16 protein-coding genes, 1 tRNA gene, 1 pseudogene and 1 other annotated feature are annotated in these 15,769 nt (G+C 59.9%); of the genes and pseudogenes, 15 read left to right on the top strand and 3 right to left on the bottom strand.

The features are described 5' to 3' along the window. Positions 1-273 (top strand): annotated as a pseudogene (locus G113_RS06550) (haloacid dehalogenase-like hydrolase); the annotation flags it as partial. Positions 274-580: 307 nt separating this feature from the next. Here the strand turns inward: G113_RS06550 and G113_RS06555 are convergent. Next, positions 581-657, bottom strand: a tRNA-Arg gene (locus G113_RS06555). A 49-nt stretch (positions 658-706) separates the two neighbouring features. Further along, positions 707-1,861 (bottom strand): flagellar assembly protein FlgT, encoded by a 1,155-nt coding sequence (locus G113_RS06560; protein WP_040318977.1) that lies wholly within the window; start codon positions 1,859-1,861, stop codon positions 707-709. A gap of 158 nt (positions 1,862-2,019) precedes the next feature. On the opposite strand from G113_RS06560, the gene G113_RS06565 reads away from it, so the two are divergent. Both G113_RS06565 and G113_RS06570 read left to right on the top strand, forming a co-directional pair. Further along, positions 2,020-2,640: a FlgO family outer membrane protein gene (locus tag G113_RS06565; RefSeq protein WP_005896971.1), complete on the top strand. Its 621-nt coding sequence runs from the start codon at positions 2,020-2,022 to the stop codon at positions 2,638-2,640. A gap of 46 nt (positions 2,641-2,686) precedes the next feature. Next, positions 2,687-3,115, top strand: a complete 429-nt coding sequence (locus G113_RS06570; protein ID WP_005896974.1) for an LPP20 family lipoprotein — start codon at positions 2,687-2,689, stop codon at positions 3,113-3,115. A gap of 165 nt (positions 3,116-3,280) precedes the next feature. Here the strand turns inward: G113_RS06570 and G113_RS06575 are convergent, their stop codons facing one another. Then, positions 3,281-4,450: a chorismate mutase gene (locus tag G113_RS06575; protein ID WP_040318978.1), complete on the bottom strand. Its 1,170-nt coding sequence runs from the start codon at positions 4,448-4,450 to the stop codon at positions 3,281-3,283. Positions 4,451-4,487: 37 nt separating this feature from the next. Further along, positions 4,488-4,609: a sequence feature (Phe leader region), on the bottom strand. A 244-nt stretch (positions 4,610-4,853) separates the two neighbouring features. Here G113_RS06575 and G113_RS06580 point away from each other — a divergent pair. The 12 genes from G113_RS06580 (at position 4,854) to G113_RS06635 (ending at position 15,765) form a co-directional block, all read left to right on the top strand. Continuing rightward, positions 4,854-5,690, top strand: a complete 837-nt coding sequence (locus tag G113_RS06580) for an adenine nucleotide alpha-hydrolase family protein (RefSeq protein ID WP_005896980.1) — start codon at positions 4,854-4,856, stop codon at positions 5,688-5,690. A gap of 97 nt (positions 5,691-5,787) precedes the next feature. Then, positions 5,788-6,339: a DUF3157 family protein gene (locus tag G113_RS06585; protein WP_005896983.1), complete on the top strand. Its 552-nt coding sequence runs from the start codon at positions 5,788-5,790 to the stop codon at positions 6,337-6,339. A 172-nt stretch (positions 6,340-6,511) separates the two neighbouring features. Then, a complete protein-coding gene (locus G113_RS06590; protein ID WP_005896986.1) occupies positions 6,512-7,135 on the top strand; it encodes an outer membrane beta-barrel protein in 624 nt (207 codons plus the stop codon). A 180-nt stretch (positions 7,136-7,315) separates the two neighbouring features. Further along, positions 7,316-8,260, top strand: a complete 945-nt coding sequence (locus tag G113_RS06595; protein ID WP_005896989.1) for a YbgA family protein — start codon at positions 7,316-7,318, stop codon at positions 8,258-8,260. A 31-nt stretch (positions 8,261-8,291) separates the two neighbouring features. Then, positions 8,292-9,176 carry a MerR family transcriptional regulator gene (locus G113_RS06600; RefSeq protein ID WP_005896992.1) on the top strand — a complete coding sequence of 295 codons (885 nt, stop codon included), beginning with the start codon at positions 8,292-8,294 and terminating at the stop codon, positions 9,174-9,176. A 124-nt stretch (positions 9,177-9,300) separates the two neighbouring features. Then, complete coding sequence (gene phrB / locus G113_RS06605; protein WP_005896994.1) at positions 9,301-10,710, top strand: deoxyribodipyrimidine photo-lyase; 1,410 nt, start codon at positions 9,301-9,303, stop codon at positions 10,708-10,710. 51 nt (positions 10,711-10,761) lie between these two features. Further along, positions 10,762-11,190, top strand: a complete 429-nt coding sequence (locus G113_RS06610) for a nuclear transport factor 2 family protein (protein ID WP_005896996.1) — start codon at positions 10,762-10,764, stop codon at positions 11,188-11,190. Between the two features lie 79 nt (positions 11,191-11,269). Further along, positions 11,270-11,986: an SDR family NAD(P)-dependent oxidoreductase gene (locus G113_RS06615; RefSeq protein WP_005896997.1), complete on the top strand. Its 717-nt coding sequence runs from the start codon at positions 11,270-11,272 to the stop codon at positions 11,984-11,986. Next, complete coding sequence (locus tag G113_RS06620) at positions 11,983-13,239, top strand: NAD(P)/FAD-dependent oxidoreductase (protein WP_040318975.1); 1,257 nt, start codon at positions 11,983-11,985, stop codon at positions 13,237-13,239. Before G113_RS06615 ends, G113_RS06620 begins: the two co-directional genes overlap by 4 nt. Continuing rightward, complete coding sequence (locus G113_RS06625) at positions 13,236-13,988, top strand: DUF1365 domain-containing protein (protein ID WP_005897003.1); 753 nt, start codon at positions 13,236-13,238, stop codon at positions 13,986-13,988. Before G113_RS06620 ends, G113_RS06625 begins: the two co-directional genes overlap by 4 nt. Next, the gene (locus G113_RS06630) at positions 13,988-15,241 is read left to right on the top strand and encodes an SAM-dependent methyltransferase (protein ID WP_005897006.1); all 1,254 of its coding nucleotides are present in this window, start codon (positions 13,988-13,990) and stop codon (positions 15,239-15,241) included. The genes G113_RS06625 and G113_RS06630 overlap by 1 nt, the downstream gene beginning before the upstream one ends. Further along, a complete protein-coding gene (locus G113_RS06635; RefSeq protein ID WP_005897007.1) occupies positions 15,238-15,765 on the top strand; it encodes a DUF2878 domain-containing protein in 528 nt (175 codons plus the stop codon). Before G113_RS06630 ends, G113_RS06635 begins: the two co-directional genes overlap by 4 nt. Positions 15,766-15,769 lie beyond the last annotated feature (4 nt).

The following is a 15,769-nucleotide window of genomic DNA, read 5'->3' on the forward strand; positions in this document are numbered from 1 at the left end:
CTTTATGGGGCAGCGTCCATGGGGGCATTTGGCAACAGTGACGGTGATGTCCCCATGTTGCAGTACACCGCGGCCAATCCGGACTTCAAGCCGTTTGGCCTGATTGTTCGCCATACGGATGAGACGCGGGAATATGCCTATGACAGCCATCCCCCCAGCAGCGGCAAGTTGGTCGAAGGGCTGAAACTGGCCCCCAAATATGGCTGGACCGTGGTCGACATGAAAAAGGACTGGAAAGCGGTATTTGACCCGGGCCAATGCGCTTTTAAATAGGTCATATCCCGTGGGATGCAGGAAGGCGGCGCTTGGCGTCGGTCACCACTTTGAGCTTGACCATCCACCATGATGGATGATTAAGCTGTCGTGGAAGCTCTGCTCGTGGATGCAAACAGAGACAGATAGCCGTTCGGTTTACCGACGGCTTTCAGCGTCATGTTGTTGCTTGCCAGGCTCAGCTGGCGTTGGATGGCTATAAAGCGTTGTCAGGACAACGGACCGCACCTTAGGGGTACAAAGAAGGTAACAGGCCAAAAACGACCAAGGGGTTGGCATCATGACGATGCCAACCCCTTGTCTTGTATGGTGCTCCCGACTGGATTCGAACCAGTGGCCTGTCCCTTAGGAGGGGACCGCTCTATCCAGCTGAGCTACGGGAGCGAATGGCGGGCATTATACAAAAACCATCGCACTTTTAAACTCTTGATTTCTATTCTAATAGGGCGAAATCACCTACTTGGATGTTAAACGGCGAATATTTGTTCCGTGTCGACAGGATGGCGCCGTCGTCAAACAGCTGAACCACCTCGAACAGACCATTGGCCGGGTTGCGTTGCATGCGTGCCTTGCCATAGGGATCGGTGAAGTCGGCGCTGTGCTGAATGCGGAATTGATCCCCCAACTTGACGCCATTTCGCCGTCCCAGGTTGATGTGGGGGCCACGCTCGCCCATGGCGACGATGCGGGCCGTGACCGGGGCGCAACCTAGCTGGCTGGTGATATCCTGCACCGCCTGCTTGAGTTGGTAATCCACCTCCTGGCCGTAGCTGGAGTGCCAGAACTCGCTGCTGTCGCTGCCGACCCTCTCCTGTTTGGAGAAGGTCCAGTCGGCGCGGCCCTGATACTCCTTGCGGCCCATCAGGGTGCCATTGATGCCGTCAAACAGGTAGAGCTGCATGCGAAAGCTGCGGACCGGATCCCGATACCAGCTGGTCAGCTTGTTGCCCTGGGGCTCGAGGGAGAGATCGTCCAGGCTGCCGAGCACCAGATACTGGCTGTCGGTACGCAGGCTCAGCGCCTTGATCTCTTCCAGGGCGCTGCGATCCCCCTGTTGCAGGTGCAGAGGGTCTATGGCGAGGTTCTCATCGAGCCATTGATGTGCCAGTACCCCTTTGGGGGCCGAGGCCAGCTGTTCGAACAGGCGACGGGAGAGGCTGGCGGGCAGATCGTCGAGGGCGCCATAGCTTGCCTGTTCAGGGTGACGCAACCTGAGCCGGACCAGCGTCAAATCCTTGGCGTACTCCTGGCTCGGGCAGATCTGACGCTGAGCCTGGATATCGGCTTGCAGCGTGATGTACATGCGGCCGTTGCGTACCTCCTCGCGCTTGAGGCGATAGTGACGAATGTCCCCCCCCGAGCGGATCTGGATCTGCTCGGATCGCAGGCTGCCATTTTCCAGACGCTGCACGCTGGAAACGGCGGCGCCACTTGCCAACAGGGCCTGGCGCAAGGCATCCCGGGTGGCTTCTTCACGGGCATAGGCCTCATCGCCATCCAGGATGGCGGCGCTGCCCTGAGCGTCGATAAGCTCGGCTCGCAAGCCGGCTGCGACCAGCAGCAGGGCAAGCAGCAGCGATGTTTTGATTATTCTCATAACATGAACCTTGCAGGGGGCAGGGAGTTCCCATGCCGACTCGGGTGTGGATGCTGGCGAAAATAAAGCAAGAGTCGTGCCTTATTCCTCACTCAAGCTTTGCCAGTCTCGTCCGATAATAGGTGAGATGCAGAACAGGAAGCTTATCCATGAATAAATTGATCACGGCATTGGCCCTTGCCCTGGCCTTGTCTGCCTGTGCTTCCGAGCCCATAGACCGCAAGGTGGGGGATCCCCGCCAGGCCGCGCCCGGTATGGAGCTGAACTGGCTGGTGGCGCGCATGACGGATCAGTTGATGGAGCGCAAGTCCCTCTCCACCCTGACCGAACCCATTGCCGTCTCCTCTTTTGTCGATCTTGACACCCTGCAGGACACCAACTGGATGGGTCAGCAGATAGAAGAGGGCTTTATCTATGAGCTGAACCGGCGCGGCGAGGTGGTGGTCGACTTCAAGATGACCGGCAATATCAAGGTAACCCCGCAGGGGGACTTCGTGATGAGCCGCAACTACAAGGATCTCTCGGCCAGGCTGCCCATCTCGCGCATCCTGACCGGCACCTTCAGCCGGAACAAGCAGGGGATTCTAGTGAATGCCCGCATCATAGATTTGCGTACCAAGATGGTGGAGACCACGGCCCAGAGCCTGATCCCGCAGCAGTATCTCTCTGGTGCAAGCAATTCATTCGGACGTGCCTCGGTCAACCGGGGCCTGTTGCAGCGCGGCTCGGGGACAACCCCTCAGGGCCACCTGGTCAACCTGACCCCCTGAGGGTATGGTGCTGGTGCGCCGCCCGAGCCTAGATGGAGTAAGCAAGATGAAGACCCTGTTTGGATGCCTGATCGTCCTGCTGCTGAGTGCGTGCAGTGGCAACCGTGTGGTGGAATATGGCAACAACGTCAGTGAGCCGGATGATTTCCCCGTGCTCAAGGCGGTGGGATATGCGGTGATCGATATCCAGCCCGGCCCTTCCCAATCCGAACGGATGCTGCAGGCTATTCGCGCTTCCAAGATGGATGCTTATCGCGAACTGGCCGAGCAACTCAATGGCCAGCAGGTCAGTGCCAGCTCCCGCTATCAGGATCTCAAGCAGGTCTCCAATGCCCTGGATGTCTCTGTGGCCGGCATGGTGCGTGGTGCCCGGGTGGTCGCGACCTATCCCCGTGGCAATACCTATGCCACCGAGCTGGAGCTTGATACTCGTAACCTCTACCACCTCAACCAGCTGATGGCGGGCCAATACTGAGCATCAGTCTCTATTGACGGCATCGGTAGATAGCAACCAGTTGTGTAGAAAACAACAAGGCGACCCATGGGTCGCCTTGTTGTTTTCGCTGCATGCTGCTTGTCGATTCAGGGGCCACCGTGTCCCCTGAATACTGCCGGGCGGCGCCATCCTGCCGCCTCAGACTCAGCCCAAGATAACGGGCGGCACGGCCGTGGGTTTGACATCCTCGCTCGGGTAGCAGCCCAGTACCTTGATGTATCTAGTGATTTTTGTAAGCTCGACCAGGGCTGCCTGCATTTCAGCACTCTGCAGATTGGCCGAGACATCCAGGTAGAACATCTCCTCCCAGGGATTGCCCTGCACGGGGCGAGACTCCAGCTTGGTCATGTTGATGCTGTTATTGCGTAGCACCAGCAGGGCCTCGACCAGGGAGCCCGGTTTTTGCGAGGTGGACATGATGAGAGTGGTCTTGGCCGGGATCTGCGACGCCACATCGATGGGCTTGCGCGCCACGACGATGAAGCGGCTGTAGTTCTCTTTCTGGTTGGCAAGTTGCTCGGCCAGTACAGTCAGGCCATACAGCTCGCCGCCATCCGCGCTGCCAATGGCGGCCGCCTCCGGGCTGGCCAGCTCTTTCACTTTCATCATGGCGCTGGAGGAGGAGTCGCAGATCTCATGGCGGGCACCCTCCAGCTTGCTCAGATAATGAGAGCACTGCTGGAATACCTGGGGATGGGCGTAGAAGGTCTTGATGCGGGAGAGGTCGGTCGGCACGGCAGTCAGCACGCAGTGCTCAATCGGATAAGTCAGCTCACCGACGATGGAGAGGCTGGTGTGCTGCATCACGTCATACACCTCGTTGATGGAGCCCGAGCTGGTGTTCTCGATGGGCAGCACCCCGAAGGCGGCGCGGCCTGACTCCACGGAGTCCAGTACTTCGCGGAAGTTCTGGCAGTTGACCTCGACCACCTGATCCTTGTAACGGGCCAGATATTTACGTGCCGCCAGGCTGGAGTAAGAGCCGCGGGGCCCCAGGTAGGCGACGCTGGTCATGGGCTCTTGCTGCTCAGGGTTGAGCAGCCCTTGCAGGTAAGCCTGCTGGGAGAGCACCGAATCTTCGATGATGGTGTGATAGAGACGGGTCACATACTGGGCATCCAGACCCAGCACCCGGCCTTTCTGGATCAGGGCGACCAGCAGATCCTGTTCCCGCTGATGATCGCGAATGGGGCGCGGATTGGCTTGCTTGGCGCGGGCGACCGCTATGCTCAGGGTCTTGCGCTTGGCCAGCAGGGCAAGCAGCTCCTGATCCAACTGGGTGATGTCCTGCCTGATGTCGTCTAGGGTTACCATGATACGTACCTGTCCAGATATGCCATTGATATTATTCATAAAAAAGCCTCCACTAGGGAGGCTCGATTCGTCTTTAGTTTCCGGTTTATACGACGACGGGCCTTCCCTCAGGTGGGCCGGATAAACGAGAAACGAAAGAGGAATAGTGAATGCATGGGACTGCCTTGAGATGTCAATGCCCTAGCTTTAAGGGATTTGCCGGTTTGATGCAAGTAAAACTTGCCAGCAGGAGATGCTGGCCAACCCCTGCAGGCCGGGGCGCATCCGGCGATATTGGCGGATTGATCTGGATCATTATCAATAGCCACTAACGATTGAAATATGAATTTTATGGTATCTCATTTATGGCCTGTTCAGGATCCGCGCGGCAAAATGGCACCCTAGATTCACAGACGGGGCATCCATGGATACCAACATTGTTCTACTGAATCAGGGATATGATCAGACTTTTCAGGCCAGGGAGCAGCGCCTCATCGACATCCTGTCCACCTATGACGAGCTGGTCGTCTCTTTTTCGGGACGGTTGGAATCTTGCTATGCCATGGACCTCTGTCGCGCCAGCGGGACGCGTATCCGCGCCCTGACTCTGGACAATCCACTGCTAAGCCGACGTGAGTTGGCTCGCGCCCACCGTTACTGCCAGCGCTACAACATAGAGCAGCGCGTCCTCAAGACCGACGAGATGCTGTTCTGTGATATCGAGCAGCCGCCCAAGGTGGCGAAGGATCCGGTGCGTTTCATCGATGAAGCCAAGGCGAAACAGGTGGACTGGGATCATCTGCCGCTGCTGATCCCGGCATCCCTCGAGGAGATGCAGGCCTATCTGGGGCGCTTTCATCAGCCGCCGCCCCGCACTCTCTGGCTATTTGCCAGGGAGGGAATGTGCCACAGGGACTTCCGGTACGGCTTCCACAAGCGTGAACTCGAGCGTTGGGGCAAGGCCAGCGGTGGCTACCTCAATCGCCGCTTCCAGAACATCAGCCAGATGGATCGAAGCCATGTACAGATGATCGACATGGCGGAGCAGATCCTGGCCGACATGGGACTCGACGATGCGGAGGTACATTTTCACAGCCTGAATGACGACAGCGTCACCCTGGCCAGAGTACGGCTGCCGTCCCATCAGCGCGCCCGTGGTTTCGATCGCCAACTCGACATCTATCGTGCTCTCAAGGGAATGGCCTTCGACTATGTCACCCTGGACATGGCCCTGCCCAATTGCCATGACATCGCGGGTTGACCGGCCGTGGCGCCAGCACTGTGAGCGGCGTCATAGGCAAGTGGGGGGCGACTGTTTATACTGGCGCCCCTTTTTGCATCTGTCTGACAGGAATGCCATGAAAGCCTTTCCCCTGCTGCTCGCCCTCTCCCTCGGCCCAGTGCTGGTCCAGGCCGCGCCGCTTACCCAGGTGACCCTGGCCGATGGCCGCGTGGTGCAGCTCAACGATGACTTCAGCTGGGAATACCTGCTGATCAAGCCTGCAAAGAGCAGTGCGACGACGCAGGCAAGCACGGCAGTGGCCGTGCCCGTGTTGACCGAGCAAGCCCTGGCCAATCCCCAGTTGCTGAGCGAGGCGTCCCGCGATGGCGTAGTCGTTAGCCTGGACAACCTGGTGGCGGAGGATCCCTATCGGCTGCACTTTATGGTGCACAACACCGGGGCCCGCAACGTGGTCGGTGTGCGTGGCTATGTCAGCCTGTTTGATGAGCAGGGTGTCCAGTTGGCGCGCCAGGAGGCCCGTTTCTGGGTCGCAGAGAATCGCCTGCCCGAGACCTATCTGCGCAAGGGTCAACAGCGCCCCTCCCTCGAGATAGAGATGGCCAAGCCTGCCGGGCTCAATGGCCAGCCGCTGGTGCGGGTCGAGATAGAGGAAGTGCTGTTCCGCTGAGTCCAGTCGTCGATAAAGACCTCCTGCGGGAGGTTTTTTTATGCCTAAAAACAGGTAGTTAAATCTGACAGCAACAGTTGCTTACATCTGACATGGTTTGGCAACAGCTTGCTCCTCGGCACCGGGAGGGGAGATGGGCACAATGACGCCATCTCAACGAGGAGTCATCAAAATGAAAAAACTTACTCTTTCCGTCATGGTGCTGGCCGCCTGTTCTTCCGTTTCCGCCATGGCGCAGGATGCGTTCAGTTATGCCAAAGGGGCCGCAACCTGGGCTCATACCAAGTCTGAGTTCGTGGGTGGCAAGGACAATAACAATCGCGACTTTGGTGGTTTGAGTCTGGACTTGTCCAAGTCTTTCGCAGGCAACTTCTATGGGCGGTTGAGCAGCGAATACAGCTCCCGCAATGACGGCAACGACAGCATGGGCATCTCCAGCCTGGGCCTGGGTGTGTTCACGCCGCTGAGCACAGGCCTCAACCTCTATGGGGAAACCGGTCTGATGGGTTACAGCCTGGAGCGCGAGCTGAGCCATGATGTCGATGGTTGGGACTCCGTGGCCCGCAAACAGAGCGGTAGCCTCTACGGTGAAGTGGGCATACGTTACGATCTGGGTCAGGTTGAGCTCTCCACCGCCTATCGCTACGCCAACATGACCGACGACATGCAGGACTTCAAGGTCGGCGCTGCCTACAAGTTGACCCAGAATCTGGCCCTGACTGCCGATTACACTTATCGCCACTGGGACTTGCAGCAAGGCTCCATCAGCAGCCTGGGTGTGAAGTACAGCTTCTGACCCCTATTCATGATGGTATTTCCCCCAAGTAAGCAGCTTGCCCATGACAGCGTCATGGGCTTTTTTGTTATCTGCTGATCCTTCTTCTCGTTTGCCCCGTATGCCTTGCAAAGTTATACAACTTTCATTTTCTTGTATAACTGCTATAAGTTAAACGTTACTTATACAAGTGGGGTTGGTATGTACAAGATAAATGTAGGGATCAGTGCCTGCCTGCTCGGCCAGCAGGTGCGCTTCGACGGTGGTCACAAGCGATCCAGCTTCTGCGATCGTGAGCTCGCCGCCTTCTTCGAGTACCAGCCGATCTGCCCGGAGATGGCCATCGGCCTGGGCACACCCAGGGCTGCCATCCGCCTGGTCAAGCGCCAGGGAACGATCCGCGCCGAGGCGAGCAACGGCAGCTTCGATGTCACCGACAAGCTGATAGCCTTCAGCGAGCAGCAGGCTAGCAAGCTTAGCCACATCTCGGGTTACATCCTCTGCGCCAAGTCTCCGAGCTGCGGCATGGAGCGGGTGCGCATCTATGGCGCCAACAATGAGGGCAGCGCCAAAGAGGGCATTGGCCTGTTTGCCAAGGCGCTGATGGAGGCCAATCCCCTGCTGCCGGTGGAGGAAGATGGCCGTCTGTGCGATCCCATATTGAGGGAAAACTTCGTGTTGCGGGTCTTCGCCTATCACGACTGGCAGCAGCTCTGTGCCTGCGGGCTCAGCAAGGCGAGCCTGATAGCTTTCCACTCCCGCTACAAATATCTGGTCTTCTCCCACGCGCCAAGTCACTACAAGGCCCTTGGCAGATTGCTCGGCAACTTGCACCAGCAATCCCTTGCGCAGACCGCCGATGCTTATATCAAAGGGCTGATGACGGCGCTCAAGGTGCGTGCCAACCGCCGCGGTCATGCCAACGTGCTGATGCACCTGCAGGGCTACTTCAAGCAAGTACTGAGTCAGTCCCAGAAACAGGAGCTGGCAGAGACCATCGACAAGTACCGCACCGGTCTCTTGCCCCTGCTGGTACCGCTTACCCTGCTTCGCCACTACCTGCGCGAATATCCCAATGCCTATCTGGCCGATCAGGTCTATCTCAATCCGCATCCCGAGGCGCTCAAGCTCAGATATGGGCTCTGAACGCCGGGAGGCTCACAAGGTGAATTGACTCATGCATGACTCTTCAGTTCCATCACGACAGGCGGCCTCGCGCGAGGGCGAGGCCGCCGAGGCGGCCAGCGAAGAGGCGCGCTACCCCATCCGCGAGGTATCGCGCCTCACCGGAGTCAATGCCGTGACCCTGCGTGCCTGGCAGCGCCGTTACGGGCTGGTGCAGCCGGCACGCACTGACAAGGGGCATCGCCTCTACAGCGAACAGGATATCCGGCAAATAGAGGAAATTTTGAGCTGGTTGGAGCGGGGGGTGAGCATAGGTCAGGTCAAGGGGTTACTTGGCGACAGCCAGAGCGTGGCACCCAGTGATCATTGGCAACAGAGCCAGGAGAGCGTCTGGTTGCTCCTGCTTGCCCTCAAGTCCCGCCAGCTTGAACAGGGGCTCAATGAGCTGATTGCCAGCTACCCGTTCGAGCTGGTGCGCAGTCAGCTGCTCGAACCCGTGCTGGATCGATTGATGGCTATGGCCGACAGGCCGGATGCCGAGCTGCTGCGCCACCATTGGCTCGACTGGTTCGCCCACTACTTCGGTCGCCATCTGTTAGGTCAGGAGAAGGGACTGCCGCTGACCCTGGCGAGCTGGGGTAAGGTGGGGCCGCTCGAACTGCTCTGGCACGCTTATGAACTGGTTAATCAGGGCTATGAAGTGCAACTCATCGGACCCTGCGATCCCAAGCTTGCCCAGTTGCTCGTCGGGCGCAGTCATGACAATTGGCTGGTGCTGATGGGCGCGGCCATCCCCAAAGGTGAGCTGATGACCCCCTGGCCAGTCGGCACCCAGGCCATGGGGCCCCTGGGCCGTCTCTACCCTGAGCCATCCCAGGTCGCGGCTTTGCAGGCGCTGCATTGGCAACCCAGCCTGGCCGACTGGCTGGCCAGCTAGCCGGAACCTGCGCAAGCCAGAAGCAGGGGCCAAGGGCAGTCTGGGAGAAAGCCCTCTAAGCAAGAGTGAGCCCAGCGCCCCATTCCCTTTTCCGTTTTCTATTGCGAGTTAATCAGGAGTGACCATGAAGCTGGTCTGGTTTCGAAACGATCTGCGTCTGCGGGATAACCCGGCGCTACGCCACGCCTGCGCCGAACCGGGCGAACTGGCCGCCCTCTTTGTCATCAGCAAGGCGCAGTGGCGCCAGCACCAGATGGCCGACATTCGCCGGGATTTCATGCTGGCGCAGCTCGATCTCCTCGGCAAGGCGTTGGCGGCCCTCGGCATCCGGTTGCACCTGCTCGAGGTGGCGACCTTCGCCGAGATCCCCGAGGCGCTGGCCAGGCTTGGTCAAGAGCTGGGTGTCACTCGTCTTTATGCCAACCAGGCGGTAGAGATAGACGAGCTGCGCCGCGATAGCGCCGTGAGCGAGCGGTTGGCGCAAGAGGGCATTGGCTGCCACTGGTACAACGGCTGTTGTGTGCTGCCCCCAGGTCGGGTGCTGACCGGTAGCGGCGACATGTTCAAGGTGTTCACCCCCTTTAGCCGGGCCTGGCTAAAGGCCCTCGATGAGGACGGCTTTGTCATTCACCGAGCCCCCCAGCCCCGGGGCGAACCATGCGCTTGGCCATCTCTGGTGGCGTCTGGGCTGGCCAAGCCCTGGGATAACCCACACTGGCCGGTGGGAGAGGAGGAGGCCGAGCGCCGTCTACACCTTTTCCTTGAGCAGGGGGTGCTCGATTATCCCGAGTCGCGGGATTTTCCCGCCATCCCCGGGACCTCTTGCCTCTCGCCCTATCTGGCGCTGGGCATCATAAGCCCGCGTCAGTGTCTGGCAGCGTTGCAGCAGCACCTTGGCTACCGGCCGCAATCAAAGGCGCAACCCGGTTATGTCTGGTTAAGCGAGCTCATCTGGCGCGAGTTCTACCGTCACTTGCTGGTGAGGGTACCGAGCCTCGCCATGAATTTGCCGTTCAAACCGGAAACGGCGGCCCTGCCCTGGAGCTGGGATCCGGTGGCCTTCGCCGCCTGGTGCGAGGGGAGAACCGGGTTTCCCATCGTCGATGCCGCCATGCGCTGCCTCAATGGGACAGGCTGGATGCACAACCGGCTGCGGATGATAGTGGCGAGCTTTCTGACCAAGGATCTGCACATTCACTGGCGACTGGGAGAGGACTATTTCATGAGTCGGCTCATCGATGGCGATCTGGCCGCCAACAACGGTGGCTGGCAGTGGGCGGCGGGAACGGGCGCCGATGCGGCCCCCTATTTTCGGGTGTTCAATCCGACCACTCAGGGCCAACGTTTTGATCCACAAGGGGAGTTTATTCGTACTTGGGTAAAAGAGCTGGCCGATGTCCCTGATCAATACCTGCATCAACCCCAGGATTGGCTAAGAGTCAAAGGGCGCCATGACTATCCAGCCCCCATGGTGGATCACGCCAAGGCGAGGCTGGTGGCCATCGATATGTTCCGTACCCTGGAGAAACCCTGATGAGTAGATGCCCGATGCCTGTGTTGTCCTCCGGTTCGGTGGGGATGCGCCATGAACGCTGAGCTGGGTAACTTTGTCGCGCTTTATCAGCAGCTCGACAAGGGTCAGATGCACCGACTGGCGCAGGTTTATGCCGATGATGTCCTGTTTCTGGATCCGGCTCATCGGATCCAGGGACTGGCCGCCCTCGAGGCGTACTTCACCCAGCTCTATGCCGGGCTCGAATCCTGCACCTTCGAAATAGAACGCAGTCAGCAGCAAGGCGCCAGCGCCTGGCTCGGCTGGACCATGACACTGCGCCACCCCAGGCTGGCTCGGGGGGCGCCGGTGAGCGTGCGGGGCGCCACCCTGCTGGAGTTCAATGACGCGGGCAAGGTATGCCTGCATCACGACTATTTCGACATGGGCGCCATGCTCTACGAGCAGCTGCCCCTGATAGGCTCACTGATCCGCATCATCAAGGGAAGGTTGGGAAAATGATGGCTAACTCATTATTTCAGTTAGCGATTTCTTTCTCAGACGTTATTGTCTCTTTTGTCATCACAAGGAGTTAGGGACCATGAGCAAGGGGGTATTGATCACGGGGGCAAGCTCGGGACTCGGTCGCCAGTTGGCACTGGATTATCACGCCGATGGTTGGCGGGTGTGGGCCTGTGGCCGCGATGAAGGGCGGCTGGCCGAGCTTGCCGTGCTCGGGATCCAGACACTCTGCTTCGATACCCGGGATCCCGCGGCCTGCCAAGGCGCGGCCCGGCAGTTGGATGGGCTGGATCTGTTGATCCTCAATGCCGGTAGCTGCGAATACCTGGATGAGTTGCCGCGCTTCGACGGGGCCCTGTTCGCCCGGGTGATAGAGACCAATCTGGTGGCGACCGGCCATTGTCTCGCGGCCCTGCTGCCTCAGCTGGGCAAAGGGGGGCGCCTGGCCATCGTCAGCTCGTCGGTCACCTGGCTGCCACTGCCTAGAGCCGAAGCCTATGGCGCCTCCAAGGCGGCGCTTGATTATCTGGCCGCCAGCCTGCGCCTGGATCTGAAGGCTTCGGGGATAGGGGTCAGCCTGATCCGTCCGGGATTTATCGACACACCGCTCACGGCCCGCAACCGCTTCACCATGCCCTGCCTGATGACGGTGGCCCAGGCCGCCAGCGCCACCCGGCGTGGTCTGGCCCGGGGCCTGCACAATATTCACTACCCAAATGGCTTCATCTGCATGCTGCGCCTGCTGGGCGCCCTGCCGACCGGGCTCTGGTTACGACTCTCGAAAGGACTCGGATAATGAAGAAAATCGCCATCGTCGGCTCGGGGATCTCGGGATTGACCGCGGGTTACCTGCTACACCGCCACCATGAGATCACCCTGTTTGAAGCCGCGCCCATGCTCGGGGGCCACACGGCAACCGTGGACGTCAGCCTGGATGGGCAGAGCCACAGTGTCGACACCGGCTTCATCGTTTTCAATGACAGAACCTACCCCAACTTCCTGCGCCTGCTCGATCGCATCGGTGTGGCCCGCCAGGCCACAGAGATGAGTTTCTCCGTCAAGAGTGCCGAGGGGCTCGAATACAACGGTCATAACCTGGATACCCTGTTTGCCCAGCGCCGCAATCTGCTCAGGCCCGGTTTTTACCGCTTCATCAGGGAGATCTTGCGCTTCAATCGCGAGGCCAAGGCCTGGCTGGCCGAGGAGGGGAAAGATGCAAAGCCGGAACTGACCCTGGGGCGCTTCCTGCAAGAAGGGCGATTTAGCGACCACTTCGCTCGCCACTACATACTGCCCATGGGCGCGGCCATCTGGTCATCGACCCTGGCGGACATGCGCGCCTTTCCCCTCGGTTTTTTCCTGCGCTTTTTCGATCATCACGGCCTGCTCAATGTGGCAAATCGGCCTCAGTGGTACGTGATCCCTGGCGGCTCGCGCCAATACATAGCGCCCCTGACCCGGGGCTGGCAGGAGCGAGTCCGGCTCGCCAGCCCGGTGCAGGCCATCTCCCGCACCGAGCGGGGGGTCTTGATCCAGAGCCGCCACGGGGAGGAGGCGTTTGATGAGGTGATCCTCGCCTGTCACAGCGACCAGGCCCTCGGCCTGCTCAAGGATGCCAGTCAGGACGAGCAGCGCCTGCTTGGCGCCATGGCCTATCAGGCCAACGATGTCTGGCTCCATACCGATCTGGCGTGTCTGCCGACCCGCCGCAAGGCCTGGGCGAGCTGGAACTACCGGCTCGATCAGGGGGACACCCAGCGCCCCCTGGTCACCTACAACATGAGCATCTTGCAGGGGATCCGCACGAGAGAGGCACTCTGCGTCAGTCTCAATCCCCAGGGACAGGTCGATGAGGGCAAGGTATTGCGGCGCTTTGTCTACGAACATCCTGTCTTCAATCTGGGCTCCCTGGCGGCTCAGGAACAGAGGATGCAGATCTGCGGCCAGCGCCACACCCATTTCTGCGGTGCTTACTGGTACAACGGCTTTCACGAAGACGGGGTGCGCAGCGCCCTCGACGTGGCTCGCCGCTTCGGGGTCGAGCTATGAGTACGCCAGTCGAATCAGTACTGCACAGCGCCCTCTGGCAGGGGTCGGTACGCCATCGCCGTTTCGCCCCTCGGGCCCATGCTTTCTCCTATGGTCTCTTCATGCTGGGGTTGGATCTGGATGAGCTGCCGACCCTCAACCGGGGCCCCTGGTTCGGGGTCGAGCGGGCAGGCTTGCTGTCGTTTTGCCGACGGGATTATCTGCGCGGCAGCGAGGGTTCCCTCAAGACGGCGGTGTGGGCCAAAGTGAGCGAGCTGGGCGGCACCCCCGAGCCCGATGGCCGAGTGTTGCTGCTTGGCAACGTGCGTTGCCTGGGCTTTTACTTCAGCCCGGTCAATTTCTACTTCTGCTACCAAAGGGAGGCGGCCCGTTATCTGTTGGCCGAAGTTGCCAACACGCCCTGGAACGAACGTCATTACTACCTGCTCGACCTGGCCGCTCTGGCTCCCCATCCCAAGGATTTCCACGTTTCTCCCTTCATGGGGCTGGCGATGCGTTATCACTGGCGCATACGCTCCCCCGGGGAGCACACCCTGATCCACATAGAGAGCCATCCCGACAGCGGGGAGGCCAAGTTATTCGATGCCACCCTGACGCTGGCTCGGCAAGCGTTCGAGCGTGACGCCCTGATGAGATTGCTGCTGCGCTGGCCCTGGATGACCATGAAGGTACTGCTTGGCATCTATTGGCAGGCGCTGCGTCTGTTTATCAAACGAACCCCTATCTTTAGCCATCCGGAGACTCGCTGATGGAACTGGTGCAATCCCCGACCTCAATGACCTTTATCGATCGCTGGGCCCGCGATCTGGTGCTTGGCCTGCTGCCAAAGCTGGAACAGGGCCATCTATTGTTGCGTGATGGCGAGCGCCGGCTGAGTTTCGGCGATCCCGCGGCTGAGTTGCAGACCGAGCTGGTGGTGCAAGATCCCAGTTTCTATCGCCGCCTGTTGCTGGGGGGCAGCATAGCCGCTGGTGAGACCTGGGTGGAAGGTTTGTGGACCAGCCCGGATCCGGTCGCCCTGGTGCGGTTGTTGGTGCGCAACATGACGCTGCTCGACAAGCTGGAGCGGCGTCTGAGCTGGCTCAGCTTCCCGTTCAACAAGGTGCGCCACTGGATCAATCGCAATACGCTTACGGGGTCTAGATCCAACATTGCGGCTCACTACGATCTGGGCAACCGGCTCTATCAGGGCTTTCTCGATAGCCAGATGCAATATTCGAGCGCCATCTATCCCCATGCCGAGGCGAGCCTGGAAGCGGCGCAGGAGGCCAAGTTGCGCACCATCTGCGAGCGGCTGGAACTGGGTCCTGATGACCATCTGCTGGAAATAGGCACCGGCTGGGGCGGGCTCGCCATCTATGCCGCCCGCCATTATGGCTGCCGGGTGACCACGACGACCATCTCCCAGGCCCAGCATGACTATGCCTGTGACTGGATAGCACGGGAGGGGCTGGGGGATCGCATTACCCTGCTGCTGGAGGATTACCGCAAGCTGGAGGGTACCTTCGACAAGTTGGTCTCCATCGAGATGATTGAGGCGGTAGGCCACGCCTTCCTGCCGGACTATTTCCGCCAGCTGTCGCGCCTGCTCAAACCAGGTGGTCGCCTGCTTATCCAGGCCATCACCATCGCCGATCAGCGCCACGCCCAGTATGTGCGCAGCGTCGATTTCATCCAGCGTTACATCTTCCCCGGCGGCTGTCTGCCGAGTGTCTCCCAGATGGCGGGATTGATAGCCAAGGAGACCGACATGCAGCTGGTGCGCCTGCACGATCACGGCCATCACTACGCCCGTACCTTGGCCCACTGGCGTGAACGCTTCCTCGCCCTGGCCCCCGAGCTGCCCAAACTCGGCTACAGCCAGGACTTCATGCGGCTGTGGCATTTCTATTTTGCTTATTGCGAGGGGGGATTCTGGGAGCGGGCTATCAGCCTGGTGCAACTGGAGGCGGCCAAGCCGGGTCCGGCGGGTTGGCATGGCGGCCTGCCGGGGCGCGATTGAGCGAGCAACCTGCTACGGGTAGCCGCTGGTGGCACTGGGGCCAACTGCTGGGGTTCAACCTCTATTGGTGGCTGGCAGCCAGTGAGCAGATGCTCTGGCCTCTGGGCCTCCTGCTTGCGCTGCACCTGCTCTGCTCGCCAACACCTTGGCGGGATCTGCGTTTGCTGCCACTGGCATTGTTCGGTTGTGCCCTGGACTATGGCTTGACGGTGCTCGGACTCTTTGAATTCGATGATGGATTTCCGTCTTGGCTCGTTCTGCTCTGGCTTGGCTTTGCTCTCACCCTGGCCCATGGCCTGGCCTGGCTGGCCGCACTACCTCGCTGGCAGCAAGCTGTGCTGGGGGGATTTGGCGGCGCTGGCTCTTATCTCATCGGGGTTGGGCTTGGCGCAGTACACTTAGGTTCTGAAATAGGGGGATGGGACATCGGGGAGGGCAGCTGGTCAGGTGGCATCATTTTGTTGCTCATCTGGTGCCCTCTGTTGCCCCTTCTGGTGAGGATAAGGGTCATGCTGTGGAGGTGACTCA

Origin of the sequence: Aeromonas molluscorum 848, from assembly GCF_000388115.1 — a bacterium.
Lineage (GTDB): Bacteria > Pseudomonadota > Gammaproteobacteria > Enterobacterales > Aeromonadaceae > Aeromonas > Aeromonas molluscorum.

Bases quoted from the DNA above. Each gene is read 5' to 3' on its own strand.
- G113_RS06615 (WP_005896997.1), top strand. From the start codon at position 11,270: ATGAGCAAGGGGGTATTGATCACGGGGGCAAGCTCGGGACTCGGTCGC.
- G113_RS06630 (WP_005897006.1), top strand. From the start codon at position 13,988: ATGGAACTGGTGCAATCCCCGACCTCAATGACCTTTATCGATCGCTGG.
- G113_RS06565 (WP_005896971.1), top strand. From the start codon at position 2,020: ATGAATAAATTGATCACGGCATTGGCCCTTGCCCTGGCCTTGTCTGCC.
- G113_RS06590 (WP_005896986.1), top strand. From the start codon at position 6,512: ATGAAAAAACTTACTCTTTCCGTCATGGTGCTGGCCGCCTGTTCTTCC.
- G113_RS06570 (WP_005896974.1), top strand. From the start codon at position 2,687: ATGAAGACCCTGTTTGGATGCCTGATCGTCCTGCTGCTGAGTGCGTGC.
- G113_RS06610 (WP_005896996.1), top strand. From the start codon at position 10,762: ATGAACGCTGAGCTGGGTAACTTTGTCGCGCTTTATCAGCAGCTCGAC.
- G113_RS06600 (WP_005896992.1), top strand. From the start codon at position 8,292: ATGCATGACTCTTCAGTTCCATCACGACAGGCGGCCTCGCGCGAGGGC.
- G113_RS06585 (WP_005896983.1), top strand. From the start codon at position 5,788: ATGAAAGCCTTTCCCCTGCTGCTCGCCCTCTCCCTCGGCCCAGTGCTG.
- phrB (WP_005896994.1), top strand. From the start codon at position 9,301: ATGAAGCTGGTCTGGTTTCGAAACGATCTGCGTCTGCGGGATAACCCG.
- G113_RS06575 (WP_040318978.1), bottom strand. From the start codon at position 4,450: ATGGTAACCCTAGACGACATCAGGCAGGACATCACCCAGTTGGATCAG.
- G113_RS06625 (WP_005897003.1), top strand. From the start codon at position 13,236: ATGAGTACGCCAGTCGAATCAGTACTGCACAGCGCCCTCTGGCAGGGG.
- G113_RS06580 (WP_005896980.1), top strand. From the start codon at position 4,854: ATGGATACCAACATTGTTCTACTGAATCAGGGATATGATCAGACTTTT.
- G113_RS06595 (WP_005896989.1), top strand. From the start codon at position 7,316: ATGTACAAGATAAATGTAGGGATCAGTGCCTGCCTGCTCGGCCAGCAG.